Origin of the sequence: Roseibium denhamense (assembly GCF_009711415.1) — a bacterium.
Lineage (GTDB): Bacteria > Pseudomonadota > Alphaproteobacteria > Rhizobiales > Stappiaceae > Roseibium > Roseibium denhamense.
On the sequence record NZ_SMLZ01000101.1, the window covers coordinates 1 to 24,992 of the forward strand.

General features: G+C 57.7%; 22 protein-coding genes. 15 read left to right on the top strand and 7 right to left on the bottom strand.

From position 1 onward, the window contains the following. Nucleotides 1-215: 215 nt before the first annotated feature. The 3 genes from E1180_RS07310 to E1180_RS07320 all read left to right on the top strand — a co-directional run bounded on the left by E1180_RS07310 (nt 216) and on the right by E1180_RS07320 (nt 3,233). Nucleotides 216-530 (top strand): hypothetical protein, encoded by a 315-nt coding sequence (locus E1180_RS07310; RefSeq protein WP_155190523.1) that lies wholly within the window; start codon nt 216-218, stop codon nt 528-530. Nucleotides 531-536: 6 nt separating this feature from the next. After that, entirely contained in the window at nt 537-2,030 is a 1,494-nt protein-coding gene (locus E1180_RS07315; protein ID WP_155190524.1) for a methyl-accepting chemotaxis protein, read from the top strand. Nucleotides 2,031-2,297: 267 nt separating this feature from the next. After that, the gene (locus E1180_RS07320) at nt 2,298-3,233 is read left to right on the top strand and encodes a pirin family protein (RefSeq protein WP_155190525.1); all 936 of its coding nucleotides are present in this window, start codon (nt 2,298-2,300) and stop codon (nt 3,231-3,233) included. On the opposite strand, the gene E1180_RS07325 is transcribed toward E1180_RS07320, so the two are convergent. Next, nucleotides 3,202-3,954: a DUF6030 family protein gene (locus E1180_RS07325; protein WP_155190526.1), complete on the bottom strand. Its 753-nt coding sequence runs from the start codon at nt 3,952-3,954 to the stop codon at nt 3,202-3,204. The genes E1180_RS07320 and E1180_RS07325 overlap by 32 nt on opposite strands. A 481-nt stretch (nt 3,955-4,435) precedes the next feature. Here E1180_RS07325 and E1180_RS07330 point away from each other — a divergent pair, with 481 nt between their 5' ends. Both E1180_RS07330 and E1180_RS07335 read left to right on the top strand, forming a co-directional pair. Beyond that, entirely contained in the window at nt 4,436-5,158 is a 723-nt protein-coding gene (locus E1180_RS07330) for a class II aldolase/adducin family protein (RefSeq protein ID WP_155190527.1), read from the top strand. A gap of 2 nt (nt 5,159-5,160) precedes the next feature. Continuing rightward, nucleotides 5,161-6,066, top strand: a complete 906-nt coding sequence (locus tag E1180_RS07335) for an ROK family protein (protein WP_155190528.1) — start codon at nt 5,161-5,163, stop codon at nt 6,064-6,066. Nucleotides 6,067-6,078: 12 nt separating this feature from the next. On the opposite strand, the gene E1180_RS07340 is transcribed toward E1180_RS07335, so the two are convergent. After that, the gene (locus tag E1180_RS07340; protein WP_155190529.1) at nt 6,079-7,047 is read right to left on the bottom strand and encodes a DMT family transporter; all 969 of its coding nucleotides are present in this window, start codon (nt 7,045-7,047) and stop codon (nt 6,079-6,081) included. A gap of 206 nt (nt 7,048-7,253) precedes the next feature. Here E1180_RS07340 and E1180_RS07345 point away from each other — a divergent pair, with 206 nt between their 5' ends. Beyond that, a complete protein-coding gene (locus E1180_RS07345; protein ID WP_155190530.1) occupies nt 7,254-7,817 on the top strand; it encodes a MarR family winged helix-turn-helix transcriptional regulator in 564 nt (187 codons plus the stop codon). Between the two features lie 5 nt (nt 7,818-7,822). On the opposite strand, the gene E1180_RS07350 is transcribed toward E1180_RS07345, so the two are convergent. Next, nucleotides 7,823-8,812 (bottom strand): M23 family metallopeptidase, encoded by a 990-nt coding sequence (locus tag E1180_RS07350; protein WP_196220557.1) that lies wholly within the window; start codon nt 8,810-8,812, stop codon nt 7,823-7,825. Between the two features lie 201 nt (nt 8,813-9,013). Between E1180_RS07350 and E1180_RS22795 the strand changes: the two genes are divergently transcribed. Then, entirely contained in the window at nt 9,014-9,778 is a 765-nt protein-coding gene (locus tag E1180_RS22795) for an FKBP-type peptidyl-prolyl cis-trans isomerase (protein WP_155190532.1), read from the top strand. Between the two features lie 25 nt (nt 9,779-9,803). On the opposite strand, the gene E1180_RS07360 is transcribed toward E1180_RS22795, so the two are convergent. Together E1180_RS07360 and sthA are read right to left on the bottom strand one after the other, a co-directional pair. Continuing rightward, complete coding sequence (locus E1180_RS07360; protein ID WP_155190533.1) at nt 9,804-11,225, bottom strand: 8-oxoguanine deaminase; 1,422 nt, start codon at nt 11,223-11,225, stop codon at nt 9,804-9,806. 161 nt (nt 11,226-11,386) lie between these two features. After that, on the bottom strand, nt 11,387-12,787 hold the full coding sequence (gene sthA, locus E1180_RS07365; RefSeq protein WP_155190534.1) for a Si-specific NAD(P)(+) transhydrogenase: 1,401 nt from the start codon (nt 12,785-12,787) through the stop codon (nt 11,387-11,389). A gap of 269 nt (nt 12,788-13,056) precedes the next feature. On the opposite strand from sthA, the gene E1180_RS07370 reads away from it, so the two are divergent. The 4 genes from E1180_RS07370 (at nt 13,057) to E1180_RS07385 (ending at nt 18,413) form a co-directional block, all read left to right on the top strand. Beyond that, on the top strand, nt 13,057-13,809 hold the full coding sequence (locus tag E1180_RS07370; protein WP_244313997.1) for a substrate-binding periplasmic protein: 753 nt from the start codon (nt 13,057-13,059) through the stop codon (nt 13,807-13,809). Nucleotides 13,810-14,045: 236 nt separating this feature from the next. Continuing rightward, nucleotides 14,046-16,232 (top strand): anthranilate synthase component I, encoded by a 2,187-nt coding sequence (locus E1180_RS07375; RefSeq protein WP_155190536.1) that lies wholly within the window; start codon nt 14,046-14,048, stop codon nt 16,230-16,232. 569 nt (nt 16,233-16,801) lie between these two features. Next, nucleotides 16,802-17,716, top strand: coding sequence for a hypothetical protein (locus E1180_RS07380; RefSeq protein ID WP_208996992.1), 915 nt, complete (start codon nt 16,802-16,804; stop codon nt 17,714-17,716). A gap of 205 nt (nt 17,717-17,921) precedes the next feature. Then, entirely contained in the window at nt 17,922-18,413 is a 492-nt protein-coding gene (locus tag E1180_RS07385; RefSeq protein ID WP_155190537.1) for an Mpo1 family 2-hydroxy fatty acid dioxygenase, read from the top strand. 144 nt (nt 18,414-18,557) lie between these two features. Here E1180_RS07385 and E1180_RS07390 read toward each other — a convergent pair whose 3' ends face one another. Beyond that, a complete protein-coding gene (locus E1180_RS07390; protein ID WP_155190538.1) occupies nt 18,558-19,652 on the bottom strand; it encodes a metal-dependent hydrolase in 1,095 nt (364 codons plus the stop codon). 354 nt (nt 19,653-20,006) lie between these two features. On the opposite strand from E1180_RS07390, the gene E1180_RS07395 reads away from it, so the two are divergent. Together E1180_RS07395 and E1180_RS22190 are read left to right on the top strand one after the other, a co-directional pair. Further along, a complete protein-coding gene (locus E1180_RS07395; RefSeq protein WP_155190539.1) occupies nt 20,007-20,570 on the top strand; it encodes an RNA polymerase sigma factor in 564 nt (187 codons plus the stop codon). Further along, a complete protein-coding gene (locus E1180_RS22190) occupies nt 20,563-20,925 on the top strand; it encodes a DUF6768 family protein (protein ID WP_208996993.1) in 363 nt (120 codons plus the stop codon). Before E1180_RS07395 ends, E1180_RS22190 begins: the two co-directional genes overlap by 8 nt. A 74-nt stretch (nt 20,926-20,999) precedes the next feature. On the opposite strand, the gene E1180_RS07405 is transcribed toward E1180_RS22190, so the two are convergent. Then, the gene (locus E1180_RS07405; protein WP_208996994.1) at nt 21,000-22,076 is read right to left on the bottom strand and encodes an alpha/beta hydrolase family protein; all 1,077 of its coding nucleotides are present in this window, start codon (nt 22,074-22,076) and stop codon (nt 21,000-21,002) included. 165 nt (nt 22,077-22,241) lie between these two features. Between E1180_RS07405 and E1180_RS07410 the strand changes: the two genes are divergently transcribed. Next, a complete protein-coding gene (locus tag E1180_RS07410; RefSeq protein ID WP_155190540.1) occupies nt 22,242-23,258 on the top strand; it encodes a helix-turn-helix domain-containing protein in 1,017 nt (338 codons plus the stop codon). Nucleotides 23,259-23,534: 276 nt separating this feature from the next. Continuing rightward, the gene (locus E1180_RS07415) at nt 23,535-24,758 is read left to right on the top strand and encodes a GGDEF domain-containing protein (protein WP_155190541.1); all 1,224 of its coding nucleotides are present in this window, start codon (nt 23,535-23,537) and stop codon (nt 24,756-24,758) included. Nucleotides 24,759-24,992 lie beyond the last annotated feature (234 nt).

Sequence of the window (24,992 nt, forward strand, 5' to 3'; positions counted from 1 at the left end):
TCAACATAAGATCGGCAGCGCCCGAATCGGTAAAATAAAACATGAATTAAACAAAATATTCATCTGCGTAACTTCAAATCAATTTGTCGAAAAGTGAGGTTTGTTGCGCTTTGAACTCTTCACAGAATGAGCCGAAACCGGACTCGCTTCGCCATTTAATTCCGCCAATAGCCATTGCGCTATGTGGCATTGTTGCTGTTGGCTACCTGACAGTGATGACCAGCAAACCCGGCGACCCGGTCCTGGTGGTTTTTCCGCCCTGGACCCCGCAATCCGCGGCGGTTTCCGCAGCGCTACAAGCCGACGCAACCCTTATAGGCGTGAACAATTCGACACCAGTCGTATCGGTCGCTCCGCTTTCCGACGGTTACGAAGCACGCGTGAAAGCTGCAGGTGCCTGGTTCGTTGTGAGTGGCTTCGGGCCACTGGGCTGCAACTGGCTGTCCTCCGAGGAACCCGGTCAGCGGCAGCTTACACGCTCGAATGCCCAAACTGAGGACCAACGCCCAACCGACCCAGAACAGGGATGATGGATCATGAGTGAACATACAGCCCCCACATCCGCACCACCAGAACTGGCCCGCTTGAGGCTGACGGCAAGCCGCGCCTTTGTGGCGATGTTGTGGGTTTATGTACCTGTTATCGCCGCAGTCGGCTATATCGGCGGGGCGCAATATGTCGCCGCCGCCGGACTGGCTGCCGTCTTCGCGGCTCTTGGCACGGCAAGCTATTTCCGCGACCCGATCGCGGCACCAACTCGCTACACGATTGCCGCCAGCTTGACCGCCGGCTGGATGCTGCTCGTTTACAGCGCTAGCTTTTTGTCCGACGGGTTCGTGCTCGACGCCCACATGATCTTCTTTGTCCTGAATGCACTGGTGGTCATCTATTTCTGCTGGAAATCGATCGCCATTATCAACGTCATGGCTGCCGTGCATCACCTGATCTTTTCGGCGGCCCTGCCGCTGTACATCTGGCCCAGCTCGGATGGCGCTCTTGCGCATTTCATCATCCACGCCGGATATGTCGTGCTGGTCGGGGTCCCGATGGGGTGGCTGGCCTACCGGATCAACCGGCAATTCGTCGAGACCCATAACGCCATGGTGGAACTGACCGGCGCGCAGGACCGGATGCAGCAATTGGTCCGTGAGGCGGAAGAACAACACCAGAGCGAGCACGCGAAACGGTCCGAAATGCTGCACATGGCCGAACAGCTCGATATCACGGTGGCAGGGGTAACCGAAGCCGTTGCCACAACGGCCGAGGAGATGGAGGCCGGATCACAGGTGATGACCGCCAGTGCCCATGGCGCCAGCGAGCAGGCCGAAAGCATGGCCCGGACGGCTTCGGAGACAACCGAGAATCTCCAGGCTCTGTCCTCGGCGACCGAAGAGCTGTCCTCGTCGATTGCGGAAATCACGACTCAGGTCACCCAGTCTTCAAATGTGGCGCAGGGCGCGGCGCAGGAAGCGGAGGAGACGAATGGAAAGATCCAGGGCCTCGCCGAAGCGTCCGCGAAAGTCGGCGAAGTCATCAAATTGATCACCGACATCGCCGAACAAACCAACCTCCTTGCGCTCAATGCGACGATCGAGGCCGCACGCGCGGGCGAAGCGGGCAAGGGTTTCGCTGTCGTTGCCGCCGAAGTCAAGGATCTGGCAAATCAGACTGCCAAGGCGACCGAAAACATCAACAGCCAGATCAACAATATTCAGGCGGCCACGCAAGACGCCGTCGGCGCCATTAACAGCATCAGCGACACCATCAACTCGATCAACGAGATCAGCGGTCAGATCACTTCCGCAGTCGAACAGCAGGACTCGGCCACACGTGAGATTGCCGAAAATATCTCAAACGCTGTCGGGCGCGTGAAGGAGATGTCTGAAGGTATGACCGGCTTCGCCGACGCCCGTGCTGAAAATCAGCAGACCGTCGATAGTTTTCTGCAAGCCGCGTCCGGGTTGTCTGATAAGTCCCGCGACCTGCAGTCTGAAGTAGACACGTTCCTTACGAAAGTCCGTGCGGTCTGACCGCAAGTAAACCACCTGGCGCGCATTCTACGAAAAGACAGACCGGAAGCGATGTTAACGAGCTTCGCTTCCGGCAGCTCCCGTCCAATGACGTGTTTGAAGCGGATCTTCTCGCACGACCAGCATGTCCGACCGCGCTGGGTTTCCTTTTAAAGGTGCCTCAGACGACAGTTAGCTATTCCGGAAACAGACTGTTCAATAGACACTTGTCTCCCACCAGCCCTATCTAGAGGATCAGACGCGACACACTACAAGTGGAGAGATTTGATGAGCTGGTTGAATTGCCCCGATCCCGTGCCCGGTGATCCCGCAAGCTGCGACCCGATCGAGACGATCATCGTGCCAAGGACGTCCGATCTCGGCGGTTTCTCCGTCCGCCGCGCGCTTCCCTCAGCGAAACGGCGGATGATCGGGCCGTTCATCTTCTTTGATCAGATGGGTCCGGCCGAGCTTCTGGTCGGCGGCGGGATCGATGTCCGTCCGCACCCGCATATCGGTCTTGCAACGGTGACCTATCTGTTCGAAGGCGAAATGTATCACCGGGATAGCCTCGGGACAGAAATTGCGATCAACCCCGGCGCCCTCAACTGGATGAGTGCGGGCAAGGGTATCGTCCATTCAGAGCGCGAACGCCCCGAACGGCTCCAGGCAAAGCGGCCCTTGTTCGGTTTGCAAAGCTGGGTCGCACTGCCGAAACACCTTGAGGAAGGAGATCCGTCCTTCCAGCATTTCGGCACGGATGACCAGCCTGAGTTTGCGGACAAAGGCGCTTCGGTCAAACTCATTGCCGGTGAGCTTTACGGCCACAAGGCGCCTGTGAAGACGGCTTCGGACATGTTCTATGCCGACATCTCGCTGGAACCGGGCGCCAGGATCCCGCTCGACGCGGGCTGGGAAGAGCGCGGCATCTACACGGTCGCTGGACAAATCTCGATTGCCGGACAGACATTCGACCCGGCACAGCTGATGGTGTTCAAACCGGGCGACAAGCTCGTGATTGAAAACACCGGCCCCGTTTCGGCCCGGTTCGTCGTTCTGGGCGGTGAGCCCATGGATGGTGACCGCTACATCTGGTGGAACTTCGTGTCCTCTTCCAAGGAGCGCATCGAACAGGCCAAGGAAGACTGGAAACAGGGCCGCTTCGACACGGTACCAGGCGATGCGGAAGAGTTTATTCCGCTCCCGGACCGTCCCGGCCCCTGATCCGCCACGCTTCCTCAAGCGGCGGCCCTTGCTCAAATCTCCCGGCGGGCCGGATTAAATCCGGCTCGCCGAAATTCAGGATGATGTTCAACCGCTGGCTTGCAAGCGCATCACCGGTCAGGTCGGGATTTTCCGGCGCCACGGACAAATGGATTCCCCGGTCATTGATTTCCAGCGGCTGAAACCCTGCAACAGCATTGCGGAATTCGCTTGGGACCGCCCAGCCATACCGGTCTGCCAGCGCGCCAATCACCAGCCAGACGGCCTCGAGGCCTATGTCCTTCTGACGCGGATCTTCCACAACCAGTTTCAGCCGCAGATAATCGACCTTGCCGGCGGTCGGCCCGCGCAACAGGAAAAACAGGGTTGAAGGACCGAAGTCGACACTCGGCGTTGTCAGGAGCACGAGATCGGATGCGCATTGCCAACGGCTTTGGGTGAACGGCGCCCGGCGCCACCCGCTGTTGTCCAATCCTAGATCTTCCAGTTTGGTGCAAAGGTCTTCTGGTTTCCCAAGGAAACTGCGCTTGAGTTCCGCGCCAAGTTCAGGGGTTGCCTTTGTCAGCGCCTCCCGCGTTTCCACTGAAAGCGGCCCAAGCGGATCTGGCCCGGCCTTGGCCTCTTCAGCGACGGGTACCGGGCGCACATAGGTCTTTACGGCGACCGTAGCGGCAACACCTGTGATCAAAAGACCAGCTGCCCCGATCCAGATCCAGGGCAAAACCATCCCTCTTCGGGAACGCGCAGATCCGAGCCCTCCCTGCGGCGCATTTTTTGCCGGCGCAGCTCTACCCACCCGCCGAATTTCGTCCGGCCCGCGGTCGAAGTGATCCTTTGAGGCCGCTTGGTCCTCCGCCCAGCGCGGCCCTTGCGGCTTCGGCTGACTTGATGCCCGGGGTGTTTCATGCCTCGCCAGCCGCCCCACCGATTCGGCGGAACGCTTAAATAGACTTCCCAGCTTTTCCGCCCATTCGTTCATTGCATCTCGTTCGCTGGCGACCCACCCTGGTCACCTGAATTTGAAGCCCGGCTCCTGTTCCGGCCTGCGCCGATCAAACCTTAGACAAAGGTGACTAGTCCGGTTGTTCTGTCTTCACTTGGCACCACATCCCTGCATTGTCCAGCCAGCTTCCCCTTGAAGCTGATGCAATGCCCTTTATAGATGGTGTTTCTCTCTTGCCTTCCTGCCTTGAGGCTCCGACATGCCGTCCGAAACTGTTCGCCCATTTCCGCAAGACACGGATGAACTGCGCCGAAATGTGATCGAAACGGCGCGCGCGCTTCCCCGTCTTGGTCTTACAAAAGGCACGTCCGGCAATGTGAGCGCGCGGATCGACAACGGTTTTCTGATCACCCCGTCCGGCATTCCCTATGAGGACCTTGACGAAAACAAGATCGTCGCGCTCGATCTTGCGGGCGGTTACCGGGGAGACATATTGCCCTCTTCGGAGTGGCGCATGCACCTGGACTTCTATCTCGCAAAACCCGGTTGCGGAGCGGTCGTCCACTGCCACAGCCCGCGGGCGACGGCTCTTTCCTGCCACCGGCGCGGTATCCCGGCGTTTCACTATATGGTTGCCCTTGCCGGTGGAAACCGGATCGCGTGTTCAGACTATGAAGGGTTTGGGACACGCGCCTTGTCGGAGGCAATGATTGCAGCGCTTGGGGACCGCAACGCCTGCCTTCTGGCCAATCACGGGCAAATCGCAGGCGGGCCCACTCTGCAAAAGGCACTGTCGGTTGCTGAAGGAGTGGAGGACCTGGCAGATCAGTACTTGTCGGCGCTCTCGATTGGAGAACCGGTCATCTTAAGCGACGCCGAAATGACGGCCGTCTTGAAGAAGTTCAAGAGCTACGGCAAACAAATAAAAGAGTTGGAACCCGGCAGTTCTGCTGCCTTTGAACACCCGAAACGGATCGATTGACCATGCGGCTAGGTATAGATTGGGGCGGCACAAAAATTGAAATCATCGCCTTGTCCGATGACGGCAAGGAACTGTTCCGCAAGCGCGTCGACACGCCCAAAAATGACTATGACGGCTGTCTTCAGGCCGTAAAGGATCTCGTTGAAGCAGCCGAGCAGGAAACCGGGCAAACAGGAACGCTTGGTCTTGGAATTCCAGGGTCGCTTTCGCCCAAGACCGGATTGGTCAAAAACGCGAATTCCACATGGATGAACGGCAAGCCGCTCGACAAGGATCTGGAAGCGCTTCTCGGACGCGCGGTGCGCATTCAAAACGATGCCAATTGTCTTGCTGTGTCCGAGGCGACAGACGGCGCGGGCGCCGGGGCACATATCGTGCATGCGATCATTATTGGGACCGGCTCCGGTTCAGGTATCGCCATAGACGGGAAAGCCCACCGGGGCGCGAACGGCATCGGCGGAGAATGGGGTGGCATTGCCCTGCCCTGGATGACGGAAGACGAATTTCCCGGGCCCGACAGCTGGATCGGCCACAAGGGCGTCATCGACCTCTGGTGTTCGGGGACCGGCTTTCAGTGGGATTACAAACAGCGGAGCGGAACAGACAAGAAAGGCCATGAGATCATGGCGCTCAAACGCGCCGGAGACGCGGTCGCAAAGGCGTCCTATGACGCGTATGTCAGCCGCCTTGCCAGGGCTCTTGCGATGTCAGCCAACCTCTTGGACCCGGACGTGTTTGTTCTGGGCGGCGGCATGTCGAATGTTGAAGAGCTCTATGATGACCTCCCCGCGGCCATGCTGCCCTTCGTCTTTTCCGATACGTTTGAAACGCCGATCCGGAAGGCGGAGCACGGAGACAGCTCCGGTGTTCGCGGAGCTGCCTGGTTGTGGGGCGATAGCTCGAGCTGACATCAGACTTGATCAGGAATACCGTTTTCCGAGCGTAACCAAGACGATGCCGGCGCCAACAGCTACAACGGCTGCGAGTTTTGGAAGATCGGGCGTTTCCCCGAAGACGGCGTATCCAAGACCCAGCCCGGTGACAGCGGCAACCGAGCCGATTTGGCTGAGATAGACCGGGCCGGCAGTCTGCTGGAGGCGGAAGTAAAGTGCGTACTGGAACGAAAACACCGCAATTTGCGCCGCCACCAGGAGAAGAGCATCCGGTGTCCACGCCTCCGGCACCATCGGCACGCCTCTAACCACGTTGAAGACAAAAAGTGCAGCCGCCCCGACCAGCATCATTCCGATTGCCAGGTCCACAGGCCTTGCCCCTTCCGGCCATTTGACAGTCCGGTAGATGTTGCCGATCGCAAGAAACACCGGGATCGAAAGGGCAACCAGGGACCAAAGCCCTGCCTCACCGGAAAGGTCTGCCCCTGAGACAGCCAGCAATACGCCTCCGGCCAGCCCGGATAAAACGCCTGCGGCCCGCATCATCTGAAACCGCTCAATCCCTAGCCCGACTGCGAACGCATAGGTGAGCACGAGCGGAAAGGCGAAGGAAAGAGACACGAACCCGGCGCCGACAATCGGGGCGGCAACGGCCGCGATCATATTCGGAAGAATGAACAAGACGCCGCTCACCGCGAGATAGAGCCAGAATGCATGTGACCGGTAGACGCCGCTGACTTGTGTATCTGCTCTTCCGGCAAACGGCCGCATACGGCTGACCGTGTAGAGAATCAGGGCGCCGCCGAGCACAGACCATTGCAAGAGCCCCAAAGGATGCCAGCCGATCTGCGGGGCGGCCTTTGCGAACACGGTCACAACGGCCAGCAAGGTTCCGACCATTAGCAAAAGTACAACCGGCTGATCCAGGCTGCGGCCAAGCAAGCCGCCCTCCGGACCAGTCATTTCCGGCTCTGCAGTCTCCATTTTGTTTCTCATTTCCGTCTCCTGAGGCCAATGGCGCTGGCGCACCGTGTCGGCTGGAGATAGCATATTTTATCTTTGTTTCAAGATACTTGATTTAAAGTTTCTTGACTTTAATTGACATGCCATTGAAATATCGGCAAAATCGCGCATCAGATAAATAATTTGGCAGCCCGGCCTTTCTCCAAGGGACACCCCGCTGCTTCAAACAGGGATTGCGAATGGCATCAGGTACCAAAACGCCGAAAAACCTTTTCGGAGACCCGGAAGACCTGTTGCTGGACCGCGCCGGCCGGGCGCGGCGGCAATGGCAAGTTGAAATGCCGGAAGTTGCTGAGAAACTGTTACCCATGGTGCTTCTCGGACGACTTAACGAAGCCGCGCAAATTATGAGCGCGGACTATCTGGTGCCAGCCTATGCGAAGATTGGTTTGAAAACCGGGGAGTTTGACGTTCTGGCAACCCTTGTGCGATCTGGACCACCCTATCGCCTTAGCCCTACGGAGCTTTACCGGACAACCATGATGAGTTCCGGGGGAATGACCGCCCGGATCGACAAGCTCGAGAAAGCCGGTCTTGTGGAACGGGTTGCGAATCCGGAGGACCGGCGGGCACTTTCCGTCTGCCTCACGGACAAAGGCAGAGCCCTTATCAAGGACATGATACCAGACTACATCGAAGCGCAACACGATGCCGTGAGCGGTTTGACACCGGACGAACAAGAGGCCTTGTCCAGCCTACTTGAAAAACTCATCCGATCAGCAAACGAGCGCAAGGCTCCCTGAACGCGTCATTGCATATCGAAGGCAGCTTTCGCCTCCTGGATCGTTTGTCCATTCCGGATCAGGGAAACCTTGCCGGTATAGGCTCCCGCTGGCCAAGCTGCCGCTGTCAGCCGTTTACCGGCGAAGGCAACCCATTGTGCCTTGCTCCGGTCCATGGGCTCGCCTGTGTTTTCAACGGAGAAGCCACCTGGCCCCGTTACCTCCAGGCGGACAAGATCGCCTTGTGCCAAGTTTATAAGCCGGGTGAAAAAGACAAGCGCAGAAGCATCGCGGCCGGGTTCCCGAACAGTGCCTTTTTCCAGATCGAGGCTGGCAAGGGGACGGTCTGAAAAGCCGGTCTCGATCACCACGCCCCGGGCGTCCGCCAGAAGCTTGGCGGACAGATCCGGCCAGAGGCTGGTGTCCGGCGAAACGCTGCGTCCGCCCGCAACACTACAGGCTGCCATCGCTTCTGCCGGATTTACAGCCTGCCCTATAAACGGATCCACAACCGCACCCTTGCGGCGGACCGACAGGTGAACATGCGGAAAAGCGGCCAATCCTGAATAACCAACTGTCCCGATCTTCTGGCCGACTGTCACTTCCTGGCCCTGCCGCACTGCAACCGACCCCATCCGCAAATGGCAATATTGGGTTTCCCAGCCATCCTGATGCGCGATCACGACGCCGTTGCCGCACTCTTTGCCGGACACCGCTGCGCGTTCCTCTGCATTCGTCACCAATCTGTCTGGCTCACCATCTCTCAGCGCTTTCACGACGCCATTGGCCGAGGCCAGTACATCCATCTCGACCTTGGTGTTCAAGGATCTAAAATCGGTGCCCTTATGACCGTCATAGGTCGCCGCGCCGCATAGTACGTCCCGAGCCTCCTCTCCCGGATCAAGATCCACATAGTTTTGAACAAAACAGTCTTTTCCCAATTGGCAATCAACAGGCAAGCCAATGCGAAACTCGGCAACCGCGACAGATGGCACGGTCATCAGAATTGCGGTCAAAAATGCCTGCCGGAGAGCCTTGTTCCTTTGTGCGGAGAAAGATGATTTGGTGTGGACGAACATGTGCCCCTTCCAGTTCCAACTCACAGGCCTATTGTTTTGTGTCATTGGATCACCCGGGCTTGAGTTGCTTTGTGGTGTGAGATCGCCGACGGTCCGGTCCAATCAAACTGCAATGACTAACCCGATGGAACAACCCGCATGTTCAAATGGATCACTCCGCTGCTCGCCGCCGCCCTGATGGCCTTTCCCGCGCAAGCCCAGGAAGAGCTTCAAATCACCGATATTGAGAAAGGCAGCGGCGAAGAGGCAAATGTGGGCGAGACCGTTGTCGTTCACTATACGGGATGGCTGATGGACGGCACGAAATTTGATTCAAGCCTGGACCGGGGGACGCCCTTTTCCTTCACCCTTGGTGAACGGCGTGTCATCCCCGGGTGGGAACAAGGCGTTGAAGGCATGCAGGTCGGCGGAAAACGCGAGCTGATCATTCCCCCGGAGCTTGGATATGGTGCCCGCGGCGCCGGCGACGTGATCCCACCCGATGCAACGCTTAAGTTCGAGATCGAACTTCTGGAAGTGAAAGCCAAGAAGTTTTCCGATATCGGGAATGAGGCCCTGAAGGACAAGCTCGCGGCAGGCGTCCCGGTGATCGACATCCGCCGACCGGACGAATGGCGTCAGACCGGTGTTGTGCCTGGAAGTCATCTGGTCACCTTTTTCGACCAGAGCGGCGCGCCCAATCCCCAGTTCGGAGCCGAACTGCAGAAGATCATCTCCAGCGCATCTGATGAGATCATCCTGATTTGTCGGACCGGCCAACGGAGCGCCGCATTGTCGCAATACCTGTCAGATAAGGCCGGTTTCACCAATGTCATGAATGTCGAAAAGGGTATTGTCGACTGGATCGCCGATGACCACGAAGTTGAAACGGCCAGCATTCCTGATGGGTGCTGGCTCTGCTAACGGAAACGCCGCGTCCAGAGACACGCTAAAGATCTTTCACAAGCGCGTGGCTATGCCGATTGTGCTCGGCAATGACCGGCTCCATATCCATGGTCGTGATTTGGCCTTCTTCAACAATTGCCTTGCCGTGGATCACGGTTGTTCTGACCTGTTGCGGCGCGCAGAACACCACGGCAGCAACCGGATCATGCAAGCCGCCTGCAAACTGGAGACTGTTGAGATCAAGCGTGAAAAAATCGGCGCATTTGCCTGTTTCCAATGACCCAATATCGTTCCGGCCCAAAACAGATGCGCCGCCGATCGTGGCCAACTCCAGCGCCTCCCTGGCAGTCATCCATTCATTTGCGCGCAGCGGATGGGTGACGGGCAGCAGGGCATGCTTGCGCGGCCCTTCCGGCGGCATCAAGCCAAGTTGCAGACGCGCCAGCAGCATGGCCTGGCGCACTTCCATGAGCATGTTCGAGCCGTCATTGCTGGCCGAACCGTCAACGCCAAGGCCGACGCGCACACCCGCCTTCATGTATTTTTTGACGGGCGCAATGCCGGAGGCCAGCCGCATATTCGAGCAAGGGCAATGCGCGGCTCCGCAGCCGGTCTTGGCAAACAGCCGGATTTCATCATCATCGACATGGATGGCATGCGCAAACCATACATCCGGACCTGTCCAGTCGAGGCTTTCCATCCACTCAACCGGGCGTTTGCCAAAGCGCTCGAGCGTATAGCGCTCCTCATCCAGCGTCTCGCACAGATGCGTGTGCAGCATCACGCCCTTGTCCCGGGCAAGCGCCGCGCTCTCACGCAATAGATCCTCAGAAACCGAAAAAGGCGAACACGGCGCAACGACGATGCGCGTCATCGCGCCATCGGACGCATCGTGGTACCGGTCGATCACCCGGATGGTGTCCGCCAGGATCGCGTCTTCATCTTCGACACACTCATCCGGCGGCAGCCCGCCTTTGCTTTGGCCCAGCGACATCGAACCACGGCTGGCGTGGAACCGGACACCCAGCTCCCGCGCCGCTTCAATCTGGACATCTACCGAATTGCCGTTCTGATAAAGATAGGTGTGATCAAAAACAGCCGTACATCCCGAGAGCGCAAGTTCCGCAAGGCCGATTAGCGTGCTTGTCCGCGAGGCTTCGGGCGAGGTCCGCGCCCAGATCCCGTAGTGGGCCGTCAACCAGGGAAAGAGGTTGATGTTCTGGGCAGCCGGCAGGTTCCGCGTCAGGGTCTGGTTGAGATGATGATGTGTGTTGACGAAACCCGGCAGCACGATTTGCCCGCGGGCATCAATCACCTTGTCGGCCGTCCCAGGCAAACCATCTGATGGCCCGACGCTCTTGATAATGCCGTTTTCCGCGAACAGGCCGCCACCTTTGATCTCCCGGCGGTTACCATCCATGGTGACAAGCATGTCGGCGTTTTTGAGAAGGAGCGTTCGAGGCATGCGCGGTCCGGCAGAATCATCTTGGGCAAAAAGCAAATGAGCCTAGCCGGATCGAAAGCCAAAGGCCACTACGGGGACCAACTGCGTGCTTCTGCTCGTCACCTGGATCTGAACTCGCCTAGAGCATGCCGGGACATAAGCCGCAATTCGGAGTCAGATAACTAGGATTCCAGCGGTCCCATGCGGTTCCAGGCGTCGAGTGCGGCGATCTTGTAGGCCTCGGCCAGCGTTGGGTAATTGAAGGTGTTTTCGACAAAGTATTCCAACGTGCCCTTCAGGTTCAGGACGGCCTGCCCGATGTGAACCAGCTCGGTTGCGCCCTCGCCCACAATGTGACAACCCAGCAGACGGCGGGTCTTCAGCGAGAAGATCATCTTGAGCATGCCGGAATCAAGACCCATGATGTGGCCGCGCGATGTCTCCCGGAAACGCGCAACACCACATTCGTAAGGGATTCCCCGCTCCCGGATTTCCTCTTCCGTCATGCCAACGGTCGATATCTCGGGAACCGCGTAGATCCCGTATGGGAAGTACTCCGGCGGATCATATGCTTTTTCACCTAGCGCATGACAGGCAGAAATCCGCCCCTGTTCCATGGACGTCGAGGCAAGGCTCGGGAACCCGATAACGTCACCTGCGGCGAAGATATGCGGAACCTCTGTCTGGAAGGTCATCGGGTCGACTTTCAAGCGGCCCCGGTGGTCCACCGATAAACCACAGGCATCAAGATTGAGAGCAGGCGTCGCGCCCATGCGCCCGGCCGCGAACAAAATAACGTTGGACCGGATGCAGCGGCCGCCCTCAAGCGTTATCTCGCACTCGCCGGGCCCCTTCTTTGCAATATCTTCCACCTTTGCCCCGAACCTGAGCGCGATGCCCCGGTCCCGGAGCTGATGGGTAAAGTCCGCAACAAGCTCTTTGTCGAGAAAATCAAGCATGCTGTCGCGCGGTTCCACCAGTGTCACATGGACATCAAGCGCGGAAAATATCGAGGCATACTCGACACCAATGACTCCCGCGCCGATCACTGCAATGGATCGCGGCAGATCGCTCAACTCCAGGATTTCATCGCTGTCGAGAATGTATTCGCCGTCAAACGGTACATAGTCAGGTCTGAACGGTTTTGTCCCAACGGCTATGATGTACTTGTCGCCCTTGAACCTCAAAAGTTCGCCGGCCTCGCCTTCCACTTCGATCACATGCGGGTCGACAAACTTTGCTTCTCCGCTAACGGTGAACACCTTGTTCCGCGCAAACTGGTGTTCCAGAACCTCCACTTCGTGATCCAGCGTAATGTGAAGCCGGGCCCGCAGGTCCGCTGCCGATATATCGTCCTTGACCCTGTAGGAGCGGCCGTAAAATCCGCGCTCCCGCCAGCCTGTAAGGTTGAGAACAGTCTCCCGCAAGGTCTTCGAGGGGATCGTTCCGGTGTGCACTGAGACACCGCCAACCCGCCGCCCGCGCTCAACAACGAGGACATCATAGCCGAATTTTGCGGCCTGAATGGCAGCCCGGCGGCCTGCTGGCCCGCTGCCGATTACGATGAGATCGAAGGATTCCATATGACCCTCACTGGTGCTTGACTTTGGCCTGCATGGCGGCCGCATCTAAAACCGCCAGGGCGGCTTCGCTGCACTGCAAAAACAGCATCCCGGCAGGAGGGTCAAGAGCTTCCTTGCAAAAGCGGTGGATCGGCGGTCCACGCGGCAAGACTGGATTTCAGACCGCTTCACCATTAGCATGTCCATAGTCGCTCTAAACTTTGTGGAAGAGGCCGCATGTGGCTGACCTCCGGTCAGGATTACGGACAGGACTGTGTGTCTTGGCTATTATGTTTTCCTCGGCGGCCGTCCGGGGCGAAACGCTGACATTTGCCGCCGATGAATGGTGCCCGGTCAATTGCGCACCCGGTTCCGAAAAACCCGGCTACATGGTCGAGATCGTGACCGCCATCTTAGAGCCTCTGGGGTACGAAATACGGTATCAGCAGATCAACTGGGCCCGCGCGCTCCTGCTGACACGGAACGGCCAGTTCGACGGGGTCTATGCGGGAACTCCCGAGGAAGCACCCGGCTTCGTATTTCCGGACGCGCCGCAGGGCGAATATACCATAGGCTTGTTTGTGCGGGCAGCCGACCCCTGGACCTATACCGGCCCGCAATCGCTGGAAGGCCGTTCCGCAGGGCTGATCATCGATTACAGTTATGGTGAGGCGATAGAAGCGGATCTTCAGCGCTATTCGGAAATCACCTACACCGGCGGCGCGCGGGCGCTGGAACAGAATATCCGGACCCTGGACCGGGGCCGTCTCGACCTGATCGTTGAAGACATCAACTCCTTTGCTTACAAGGCCGCCGAGCTCGGCCTGACGGATGCCTTCCGGCTTGAAGAGACGTTCACACGCGACAGTCTTTATCTTGCACTGTCCCCGGCCAAACCGGGCTCGCAAACCATAGCGGGGCATTTGACGGCAGGCATGCAGGAGCTGAGGTCGAGCGGAGAGCTGGAGGCGATCATGCGAAAGTATGGTCTGACAGACTGGGAAAACCAGACACTCGATGACGGGCAACCCGCGATCGATTGAACCGTGGTGATAATTCCGTTGCCTTGAGCGCAGCGTTCCGCTAAGGCTCAGGGCATGAAGATGATCTTGAAAGCAGTATGGTGGTGGCGCGGCGCGATATAAGCGGCTTGCGATTACTCATGCTCTGACGGGATGACATTCACCAAGGCCGCCGCGGGATACCGCTGGCGGCCTTGGTGCATTATAAGGCCGCCAGTCTTAAAAGGGCGGCCACCAGAAACGGGAACGAAGCAACCATGCCGGCGCTGGCAGATCAGACATTTGAAACTCCGGGCGGGATTACCATCCTGCGCACCTCGCGTCCGTCCGATTATGAGGCTGGAACATCCGATTGGATTGATCGTCTGGACTCTGAGTTGGGAGCGGTTCTTGCGTCCTCCTATGAGTATCCCGGCCGTTATACCCGTTGGGACATGGCTCTGGTGAACCCGCCGCTTGTCATGGAGGCGGCCGACCGCAATGTGCGGATCCGCGCTCTTAATGACCGGGGCCGCGTCATTCTGCCGGCAATCGAAGCCGCGCTCCGCTCACACCCGGACGTGGCAAGCTTCGAGGCCGCCAGCGATCTGATCGAACTGACGGTCAAAACACCAGACCGCCTGTTCCAGGAGGAAGAACGCTCGCGTCAGCCTTCGACCTTTTCCATCGTTCGGGCTCTCAAAGATCTGTTCGCCTGCGACGATGACCAGCTCGGCCTTTACGGCACTTTCGGATACGACGTTGCCTTCCAGTTCGAACCCATCGATCTCAAGCTGAAACGGCCGGACGATCAGCGCGATGTGGTGCTGTTTCTTCCCGACGAGATCCTGATCGTCGACCACCATGGCAAACGCGCCTATGTGCTTGAGTATGATTTTGTCATAAACGGGAAGACCACGAAAGGCATGGCACGAACCGGGGAACAGCATCCCTACCAGCCGGCCAATGAAGATCCCGGCCGGGGCGACCATGAGCCTGGCGAGTATGCGCGCCTCGTTGAAAAGGCCAAGGACTATTTCCGGCGCGGCGACCTGTTTGAAACCGTTCCCGGCCAGACATTCTACGAGCCTTGCCAGAACCCGCCCTCCGCAGTGTCCAGGCGGCTGGCTCAGATCAATCCCTCGCCCTACTCGTTCTTCTTCAATCTTGGAAATGCGGAATATCTCGTTGGCGCCTCCCCAGAGATGTATGTCCGGGTCACCGGCGGGCGCCGCGTTGAAACCTGCCCTATTTCGGGAACAATCCGTCGCGGCAAGAACGCCATCGAAGACGAAGCGCAGATCCGGAAGCTGCTGAATTCCGCCAAGGACGAAGCGGAGCTGACCATGTGTTCGGACGTTGACCGGAACGACAAGAGCCGCGTGTGCGTGCCAGGGTCTGTGAAGGTGATCGGCCGGCGCCAGATCGAGATGTATTCCCGTCTCATCCATACGGTCGACCACATTGAAGGCGTGTTGCGCGAGGATATGGACGCGCTGGACGCTTTCCTTTCCCACACATGGGCTGTCACCGTGACCGGTGCGCCTAAGCGGTGGGCCATGCAGTTCATCGAGGATCATGAAAAATCCCCCCGGGCCTGGTATGGCGGGGCGATTGGTGCCGTGCTCTTCAATGGCGACATGAACACCGGGCTGACACTCCGGACCGTCAGGATCAAGGATGGAACCGCACAGATCCGGGCCGGGGCGACGCTTCTATATGACAGCATTCCGGAAGATGAAGAAGCCGAAACAGAGCTCAAGGCGGAGGCCATGCGGGCAGCGGTCCGGGAGGCCGGGCTTGCCGTGAACAAGGCCGAACAGGCGGCTGCGGCAAAGCCGGGCAAGGGCCTGAAGATCCTTTTGGTCGATCATGAAGACAGTTTCGTGCACACACTTGCCAATTATTTCCGGCAAACAGGTGCGGAGGTGACGACCTACCGGACGCCTGTGGCCGACCATGTGTTTCATGATGTTGATCCGGACCTTGTGGTCTTGTCGCCCGGTCCTGGCAATCCGAAGGACTTCGACTGCGCCGCCACGATTGGACGCGCCCGCTCGCGGGGCTTACCCATTTTTGGGGTGTGTCTCGGCCTTCAGGCCCTGTCAGAGTATTTCGGGGCCGAACTCGGTCAATTGGATGTGCCGATACACGGCAAACCATCGCCCGTCAAAACAGCCGGCAATTCGCTATTGTTCGACGGTCTGGCAGCCCCGGTCATTGTTGGCCGCTATCACTCGCTGTTTGCCAAACGCGACACGCTGCCCAGCGACATTCGGGTAACGGCTCAGACGGATGACGGTGTCGTCATGGCAATCGAGCACCAGAAGGAACCAATTGCGGCGGTTCAGTTTCATCCGGAATCGATCATGTCGCTGGACCAGGACGCCGGCCACAAGATCATCGATAATGTCGTGCGCCGCCTTGTGACGGCAGGCCGTCAAGAGGCAGCTGCCTCTATGTGAGGGTCCTGACGGCGGCGCGCTGGAACCGTGGCCGTGCTGCACGCAGATTATGATTGGTGAGGGTACCCATGAATTCTCTGCTTGCATCCGGCGGAGTGCGCGCCGCTGCCATTTATTGGATGCGCCGTATCCAACAGTCTGCACATGGGGTCGATTTTCTGGTGAGGTTCCGATCTGGAACGATAGCTCCCACAATCGCAAAGCTGATACAGAAGCTTCGGCGAATACGGCCGTGAGCCGGCAAGAGAAACCGGATGCAGCTCTAACCAAGACCAGAATAATCTTGCTCGGAATTTCGATTTTCCTTGGCCAAATCCAAGTTCTTGCGGTCAAAATTCCGAATAAAGTTGATTAATAAATCGCGTCCCTGTTGAATGGATATTCAGCTATTTCTTTAGCGCACGTTCAGCTGACTGTGTCATAAACCGTACTGTCCGGCCTGATTAGATCAGCTTTGGGCGTTAAATCAGGCCCGATTTACCGCCAAAAGCTGATCGATTGTGGAGTGGATGAGCATCTTTGGGTGTTTATGACAGAACGTCCGCTGCTCTGTCCGACAGGGAGACACAATGACCTTGCACGGAATTCTAAGCGGGCAGATACGGCTTGTTTGCGGCGTATTGGGAATTGCCCTTGGCCTGACCGGGCCGGTAATCGCCCCAGCTGCAGCTGACGGCGAGGTGCTCGAAAACCATGTGCTGGGGATCGGCGTTTGCCCGCCTTGGAACCCGCAAACCGGCGAAGTGTGCGAACACAGCACCGTTACAGTGGCGGACGCCATTTCTGAACGTTTGCAAGTTGGCGATGGAAACACTCAGATCCTGATCAATGAACAAGCCTCGGCAGCCGGTTTGAAGCTTGCGCTCACCGAACTTGCCCAATCACTGGACGGGACCAGCCGCTTGATCGTTTATGCGAATGTTCCGTCCGAAGCGGTCTTGAAGCAGCCCGACGGGACCGCTTTGCGCCAGGTTCTCCAACTCTGGGCCGAAGAACAACCGGCTTCGACCGATGAGGCCATTGAACAGGGACTTTTCGTATCCGCCCCCGCATTTGCCGCGATGCTACACACCGTTCCAGCAGGTGAGGTCATTGTGCTGCTGGATACGAGCAATTCGGATCCTGTTGACCCGGAGTTGCTCGACAGTCATGTGGTCGATGCTGATGAACGCCCGGAAGCGTTGATCACTTCGGCCGGTCCGGGGCAAAAGGCCAATTATGCCGCGGACCGAACCATCTCCCTCTTTGCCAAGCATCTCGCCCTCGCGCTGACAGAAGCCGAGGGCACCTTGCTGGATGCTCTTCATGTTGCTGCGTCCGGCACCCGCCAGGCAGCCATCCCGATCTGTGCTTCCTTGAAAGAAACTCAGCCGGTTGAAGGCGGCAATGACATGGACTGTGCCCAGGTGCCCCAGGTCCATGACCCTTCGGGCGTGTTGAACGCGCTGGTCCTGCCGCCGCCTGCCACAACCGATGCCCAGTGATCCGGCCTTCCTGGCTTTGCCGGTGGCCCGTCCCTCGTACAATTCAGCAGCCATACGCGAGGTGAATGGTTGTCGGAGACGCATGGTACTGGACTGTCCCCAGGCCTGCCCGTCCCCAATCAAAAAGCCTGCAATTCTTGATTGCTTTATCTTGATCAATCGATCAAATTAGTACCCCATGCCGTTAACGTCATGGGAGGTGACAATGACCACGCATACTCGGAATGAACCGGCGGGCCGCAGAATAGACGCTCTGCTTGATGAATATGGCGAAAGCCACCAGAACGCGACCAACAAGTTCATTCATTGGATTTGCGTTCCGGTGATCGTATGGACGGTCACTGCGTTGTTATGGTCCCTGCCTGTTCCGGCTGCTTTTGAAGCCTATCCCTACCTGAACTGGTCGACCATCGTCATTGCACTGGCAACAATCTATTACCTAACCCTGTCGATACCGCTGGCCTTCGGCATGGCCGTGATCGGGTTGATCTGCTCGCTCATCAATTCGGGATACGGGCTCCCGTTTCCGCTGTGGCAAACCGCGCTCGGCGTCTTTGTCGTGGCCTGGACCGGTCAGTTCGTCGGCCACAAGATCGAGGGCAAGAAGCCGTCCTTCTTCAAGGATATCCAGTTTCTATTGATTGGCCCGGCGTGGCTACTGCATTTCCTGTACCGGAAGACCGGCATTCCCTACTAAGTCACCTGAGGCTGACGTTCGGCTCATGTCACCGCATGCCCTTGAACAGCTTCAGACTCAGGACAGTGACGAACAAGTGTCATGTTGTCAGCGGATCGGGCGTTTTGTCAGAAACGCCCGATCCCGTTACAAGAGGGCCGCCGGTCAGCCGTGCGCACAGACGGAACCGGAGCTTGCAGTCACGGTCGCTCCGGGAGCTTCATAGGATTGGGCACCCGTCTCAGCTTGACGGATTGACGGCCGCCCGAGCAGGCGGTCGCCCAGCCAGCCGAAATCTTCATCATCCACCCGGCGCAAAGACAAGTTCCGCTCGGGTGGGATCGGAACTATGCCCGCGTCGGTTTCTTCGCCAATCGCAAAGCGGAAGGCATAGGCTGGTGTCAGCCCCATCCTCAGATCCGACATGACCACCCTGCCCTCCACCAGCTCAGCACGGTTGAACCCGCGGCTGAACCAGTCGAGCTTCTGATAGGCTGGCGTATCTTCCAAGCATGCCACCAGCTCGGGGTGGCGGGAATGAGTGTACAGGCGTGGCGGCTCATCCGGGTCGAGAATCGATATGTAAAGGTTGTGATACCGGTCGTCCTCGATGGCAATGACCTTCCAGAGGAGGATATTGAAGGGCGCCGCAATTGCGAAAACACGATCTGTCGGGATTCCCTTGTCGCTAAGATCAGCACGTGCACCGGAGACGATCAGGTGCTGAAGCCCGGCACTGACAGCCATGTATCCGGTCGTTGTGATCAGAACCGCTGCGGTCATCCGTCCGAACCAGCGTGACCAGCTCCCTTTGAACAGCGCGAGAACAACGACCGCCAACAGGGGAAGCGAATACAGCGGGTCTATGATGAAGACAGATCCGACGCCGACCGGATCGGGATAGAAAGGCCAGAAGATCCGGGTTCCGTAGACGGTCATCGCATCGATGAAGGCATGGGTGACAAAGCACAAATACACCGTCACATACGCCAGCCAGCGGTGATCACGCAGCCCCTTGAACATGTGGACCAGTATTTCGCCGAAGATTGGCGCTGCCAGTGCATGCACGAAAACGGAATGCGTCCAGCCCCGGTGGTAAACGAAGCTGTCAATCGGATCATCGAAGGGAATAAAGACATCGAGATCTGGGACGGTGCCGAGCATTCCGCCAATCAATGCGGCTTTGCGCGGGCCGATTTTCGGACCAAGACAGGCCGTGGACACAACGGCGCCCAGTGCAAATTGTGTAATCGAATCCATGAAGGGGTCCGGGACTCTTTCTCGCCAGCAAAGGATTGAACGATAAGTGGATCAATGGTTTGAGGTTACAAGACTTCAACGTAAAAATGCACGGCAGTTCAGCAGCGTTCTTCTTTCTTCGCCTTGCACCGGCCATGCCGAGCCCGCCTCAGCGATCCATGCCACAAGAAGCTCCGGGCATTTGGGTCAAAACGGCCAAAGTTGCTCGATCACCCCATATTGGATCAGCTTTGGGTGGTAGATCGGATCCGATTTACCGCCCGCTGATCTAGCAGAAGAATCTTCCAGCCACGTGAACCAAAATACGTCTAGCAGCCACTTATAAGCTGTCACCGGACAGGCACAGAGGATTAAATGGGCAACATCCGGCAGGAAAAAGTCAGGGCCTTGGAAGCCCTTCTTGTGCTCGACGCCAAGGCCGGTGACAAGACGGCACTTGGAAAGCTTGTCGACCTGCGGGGGCCTCGTCTGTTCGCCCATGCGGTTCGGCTCTCGGGCGACCGGGATGCGGCGCGTGACATCGTTCAGGAAGCCTGGATACAGATTATCCGGGGCTTGCCTGGCTTGAACGACGAAACGGCCTTCCTGCCATGGGCTCTGTGTATCGTCTCCCGGCGGGTGTCCGCCGTCATCAGGACCCGCCAAACGGAGCGCAAACTTGCTGAGCAGCTGGCTCCAGAAGCAGTGTCAGCCCAGGAACCTGGCGTGGACATGGTGTTGGATGCGGCGGCCGTCCGCCGGGCCATCAAGTGCCTGCCTCCGGCCCAGGAAGCGACGGTCGCCCTTTTCTATTTGGAAGATCTCAGCGTTGCCGAAGTCGCCAAGGCTTTGGACATCCCAATCGGAACGGTCAAAACGCGGCTGATGGCAGCCCGTGCGGCCCTGCGAGACATATTGGAAGGACATCACGATGGATAAACTCGACAAATTGATCGAAGAGGCCATGAAGGACGATGACCGTGCCTTGTTGAAGAATACCGAAGAGCTAGGATATTTTGCGCTCGGCTTGCAGCAGTTTCGGGGCAAACTTGGCTGGGTCACATGGTTGATCATGGCGGTCCAGATCGTGCTCTTTTTGGCAGGCATATGGTGCATGACCAAGTTCTTCGCGGCGACGGACGCGCTGCCTGCCGTCAAATGGGGCATTACTTCTTCGACCCTGCTGCTAATGGCCATGAACCTGAAACTCAGCCTCTGGCCGCAAATGCAGGCAGACAGGATTTTGCGGGAACTCAAACGGGTGGAACTTATGCTCCTTAGCCGGAAGCAATGAGGGGCTGGGCCCCAAAGGTCTGCAGTTCCTCAAGAGCCCCCGCCGCCTGTCTGTGCATCGCAACCTTCAGAGCATCAGTGCGGAGAGGACAGGTCTAGAAAGCCACTGACCGCCCGGATAACTCGCCGGTGCACCTCCGCGCGGTCAGCGCCGGTCGGCTCGTCACAGACGGGATCATCGTGCTCTTCCCTAAGGATTTTAGCGCCTTCCGGTTTACACAGGCCCAGGAAGGAAAAATGTGTTGCCGGACTGATCTCCACGAGATCGGCATCTGGAAGGCGGCTTGCCAATTGGGCGCCGTTTTCGCCCACATTGACCTCACGCCAGATGGTGTCCTGCGATCCCAGATTGATCAAAAGTGTGGGCTTCTTCATCTGATCCATGCTTGACTGGGTGAAGGCTGAGGGAAAGCCTGGATCAATTGAGATGGTTCCGGCAACCCGTGGATCTGCGAAGTTGCCATCGGTCAGGTTGAAATCAACTTTTCTGAAATCAACGCCTCCGCTGCCATAAAAGTCACACCCCGGTGCGGACGGGTTTTCGGCACAATAATCCCCCAAACGCCTGGCCTCAAATTCCAGGCCGACGCTTTGAAGCGCGGTGATCCCGCCAAGCGAAAATCCTAGGGTGTAGATCCTGTTTTCCTGAATGAACGCAGCGTAGGCGGGATCGTTGAGCACATGATCAATGGCAGCTGACAGGTCCCAGACGCGTTCTGCAAACCGGGCGGACCGGCGCGGCGAGCTGTCCCCGGATGTACTGCCAGGATGATTGACCGCGACAACCATAGCCCCGCGCTTGGCCAGTTCGGAGGATAGCCAGCCAAGGGAATCCATATTGCCGCCCGAGCCATGCGACAAGACAATGAGCGGATAGGCCCCGTCCCGAACACCGGCTCCGATCAACGCCTGTGTCGGCTGAAAAACCGGGCCGTTTCCGACCGGCGCAACATAGGTCCGGGTTCCAGCTGGATACCAAACAGAAGCAGCCAGCAGGCCACTGCGATGGTCAGCCTTGACGTCAAACCGGTCATAACCGGCAAACCCCGCGTGATCCGCACCATGAACCAGCGAAGGCGCAAGACAGGCCGTGAGCGCTGCCATTGCGCAGAACCGCTGTAATTTCTGAAACGAGGGGGATACGGTCATCATACCAGTAGGCTCCTGTTTTAAACGATGAGCCGATGCTGGTTGATCTTGTCCCATCCCACGTCCTAAATCCGGTTTCAGGACGTCCCGAAACCCGATATCGGACAGACTTTCACTGTTCCGCCCGCACCTGGCCAATCTGCTCACGCCCGAAAAGCCCAAGCTACAATGATTTCCTTACCAGTCCCGCTGTTTACAGCCGCTGTCCTTGCCTATCTCGCAGTCCGCGCGGTCCTTTTGGCAGACACGTCGCGCATGGTTGTTGCTTTGGTGGCATTATGTGCCGTGCAAAGCGCGGTCATAGCGTTGAACCAGCATTACGGGCTGACCTATCTCGCGCCCGTACAGCCGGTTGCAGCCGCCGCGATCGCTGTCTTTGCCTATCTCACATTTCTCGCCAATTCCGTTCGTCCGCTTCAGGCCGTTCCGGATGGACTTCATCTGCTTCCACCGCTTGCTGTCGCCTTGTGTTTCTTTGCAGCACCTCAATACCTCGACACTCTTCTGGTGATGAGTTTTGCCGGGTACGGCACAGCAATCCTTGTGCAGTTGCGCCGAGGGTCTGACAGCTTGGCCTTGGTCCGGCTGGAAGGCAGTGAACGGGCCGTTTATTTATGGCGCTGCGTTGCCGGAGCACTTCTTCTCTCCGCGCTCGGTGACATCCTGATCGGGACAGCTATCCTTCTTGGTCCGGATACAGTTCGGCCGGTTCTGGTTTCTGCGTATTCAGTTGTCTTCTTGCTTGTCATTGCCTTGATCAGCCTGTCCGAAACAGTGGCAAGACCCGCACCTTCCGAGCATGAGCGCGGACCAGCGTCCTCAAACAGCAAGACCGCAGGCCCGCAACATGATGATCCGGAGCTGTTGGAAAAACTCGAGACGCATATGCGCAGTTCGGAAGCTTATCTGGATCCGGATCTGACGCTGCGCAAGCTTGCCCGCCAATTGACGATTCCAGAAAAACACCTCTCGGCCAGCATCAATCAGGCCACCGGCGAAAACCTGCCGCGCTACATCAACCGGTTCAGGATCGGCCACGCCTGCAAACTCATGGTCGAAGGCAGCTCGGTGACAGCTGCGATCTACGCCAGCGGCTTCAACACGAAATCCAATTTCAACCGCGAGTTCTTGCGTTTAAAAGGCGTCTCCCCCAGTGCCTGGCTGGCAAACCACAAGCCCCCCTAAAACGGAAGGCACCTTGGCACGCTCCTCGCCGGGACTTACGGCCCCCACATATCGCGGCAGACCAGGCAGCTCGATCTTTGGGCTTTGGTCCGTAAACGGAGCTTTAGCCGTTATGTTGGAGGATGGACGTCCAAAATCGGGTTTTACACTCAACTGGTGTGGTTTAAGTTGTGTTGGGACGTCACATTCAGATGTATCGCTTGTGCGCAGATCCGGCCCGCCGGACCAAGAAGCCTGAACGCCGACTTCTCAGAGCACAGGCCGCGTGAGGGCTGAATGGGGTTAGATACGGCAACACTCTTTATTTCGCTCGCCATCTCGCAGCTCACTGCGGCCGGTATTCTTGTGTTTTTCATATCGACAAGCAGACACAAGGCTGACGCCGTTCAACAAGCCTGCCTTTTGTGGTCCGCCTGTCTTGTTTCGATTGCCCTCGGTTCAATTCTGATCGCCATGAGAGGTCAAATTCCTGATGCCCTAAGCATTGGGCTAGCCAACACGCTCATTGTTTCAGGAACCTGCCTGAAACCTGTTGCCGTGATGCGCTTTTTCGGGAAACGATGCGATTGGCGGCTTGCCCTCCTCCCCGGCATTGCCTGGCTTGTTCTCTATCAGCTTCCGGATTTTTCCAATTCCGCGTTTTTGCGGGTCGCATACGTCCACACGTTTACTGCGTCGACCACCGCCCTGACATCGGTCCTTGCGTTCACCTTGAACCGGGAAAAGCTGAATGCGGCCTATGGACTAGGGCTTGCTTCCTGTTTGGAAACGCTGGGCTATTTGCATCTTCTGGTCTCCTTCACGGCGCAGCAATTCCCGGAATACATCAACAGTTTCCAGTCGCTGACGATGAACGGCTTCATCATGCAGACGATCATCTGTTTTACGATTTCATCCGTGATGATCCTTGCCATGGCAATCGAACGCACACAGAACAAGTTTCTTGAGCAGGCCAAGACAGATGGGTTGACCGGATTGGCGAACCGGCGCGCCTTTTACCAGGAGGCCGAGCGGTTCCTGAACGGTACCGCGGCAGTCACGCAAAACCCTTATTGTGTGGTCCTGATTGACCTTGATCACTTCAAAAAGATCAATGACCGGTTCGGTCATTCGGCCGGCGACAAGGTCCTGGAGCATTTTGGCAAGATTTGCGGAAGCCACCTCCCTCCGGATACGCTAATCGGCCGGATCGGAGGCGAGGAATTTGCCGCGGTAATACCAAACAGTAAGGCACAGGAGACCTTGCAGGCTCTTCGAAACCTTGCGGAGGGATTGGCAGAATTTTCTTCAGAACTCGGTTCCGGCGAGCTGGCTCTTTCCTTCAGTGCCGGTGTGGTCAGGACGCGCGGCGGCACCGATATCGGGACAACCCTCAGCGCTGCGGACTCACTCCTCTATCAAGCGAAAAATAGTGGCCGTGACCGGGTCGAGCTTTCAGATCTGGTAGAAGCGGTGCCGGGTTCCGGCGGGCTGCTTCTTGCTGAAAGCCGCCCTGCCTAGAGCAACGCCCAGTCTGATTGACCGCATCGCTACTCAATCCAGGCAGGAGACGCTACAGGGTCTGCAGGAATTCTCCAGCCAAAAGAAAAGCCGATGTGAGAGATGTCTCTCACATCGGCTTTCTTCAGGGGTTTAGGACGATTGTGGATGTCAAACCCTCTGAAGCCGTTGTTCTAGCGCGTGTCGCATTCATTCAAATTCATTATGTGTCGTCTTTTGCGTTGAAATCATTGA

Coding starts and splice junctions, on each gene's coding strand:
- E1180_RS07310 (WP_155190523.1), top strand. CDS start 216: ATGACCAGCAAACCCGGCGACCCGGTCCTGGTGGTTTTTCCGCCCTGG.
- E1180_RS07315 (WP_155190524.1), top strand. CDS start 537: ATGAGTGAACATACAGCCCCCACATCCGCACCACCAGAACTGGCCCGC.
- E1180_RS07320 (WP_155190525.1), top strand. CDS start 2,298: ATGAGCTGGTTGAATTGCCCCGATCCCGTGCCCGGTGATCCCGCAAGC.
- E1180_RS07330 (WP_155190527.1), top strand. CDS start 4,436: ATGCCGTCCGAAACTGTTCGCCCATTTCCGCAAGACACGGATGAACTG.
- E1180_RS07335 (WP_155190528.1), top strand. CDS start 5,161: ATGCGGCTAGGTATAGATTGGGGCGGCACAAAAATTGAAATCATCGCC.
- E1180_RS07340 (WP_155190529.1), bottom strand. CDS start 7,047: ATGAGAAACAAAATGGAGACTGCAGAGCCGGAAATGACTGGTCCGGAG.
- E1180_RS07345 (WP_155190530.1), top strand. CDS start 7,254: ATGGCATCAGGTACCAAAACGCCGAAAAACCTTTTCGGAGACCCGGAA.
- E1180_RS22795 (WP_155190532.1), top strand. CDS start 9,014: ATGTTCAAATGGATCACTCCGCTGCTCGCCGCCGCCCTGATGGCCTTT.
- E1180_RS07360 (WP_155190533.1), bottom strand. CDS start 11,225: ATGCCTCGAACGCTCCTTCTCAAAAACGCCGACATGCTTGTCACCATG.
- sthA (WP_155190534.1), bottom strand. CDS start 12,787: ATGGAATCCTTCGATCTCATCGTAATCGGCAGCGGGCCAGCAGGCCGC.
- E1180_RS07370 (WP_244313997.1), top strand. CDS start 13,057: ATGTTTTCCTCGGCGGCCGTCCGGGGCGAAACGCTGACATTTGCCGCC.
- E1180_RS07375 (WP_155190536.1), top strand. CDS start 14,046: ATGCCGGCGCTGGCAGATCAGACATTTGAAACTCCGGGCGGGATTACC.
- E1180_RS07380 (WP_208996992.1), top strand. CDS start 16,802: ATGACCTTGCACGGAATTCTAAGCGGGCAGATACGGCTTGTTTGCGGC.
- E1180_RS07385 (WP_155190537.1), top strand. CDS start 17,922: ATGACCACGCATACTCGGAATGAACCGGCGGGCCGCAGAATAGACGCT.
- E1180_RS07390 (WP_155190538.1), bottom strand. CDS start 19,652: ATGGATTCGATTACACAATTTGCACTGGGCGCCGTTGTGTCCACGGCC.
- E1180_RS07395 (WP_155190539.1), top strand. CDS start 20,007: ATGGGCAACATCCGGCAGGAAAAAGTCAGGGCCTTGGAAGCCCTTCTT.
- E1180_RS22190 (WP_208996993.1), top strand. CDS start 20,563: ATGGATAAACTCGACAAATTGATCGAAGAGGCCATGAAGGACGATGAC.
- E1180_RS07405 (WP_208996994.1), bottom strand. CDS start 22,076: ATGATGACCGTATCCCCCTCGTTTCAGAAATTACAGCGGTTCTGCGCA.
- E1180_RS07410 (WP_155190540.1), top strand. CDS start 22,242: ATGATTTCCTTACCAGTCCCGCTGTTTACAGCCGCTGTCCTTGCCTAT.
- E1180_RS07415 (WP_155190541.1), top strand. CDS start 23,535: ATGGGGTTAGATACGGCAACACTCTTTATTTCGCTCGCCATCTCGCAG.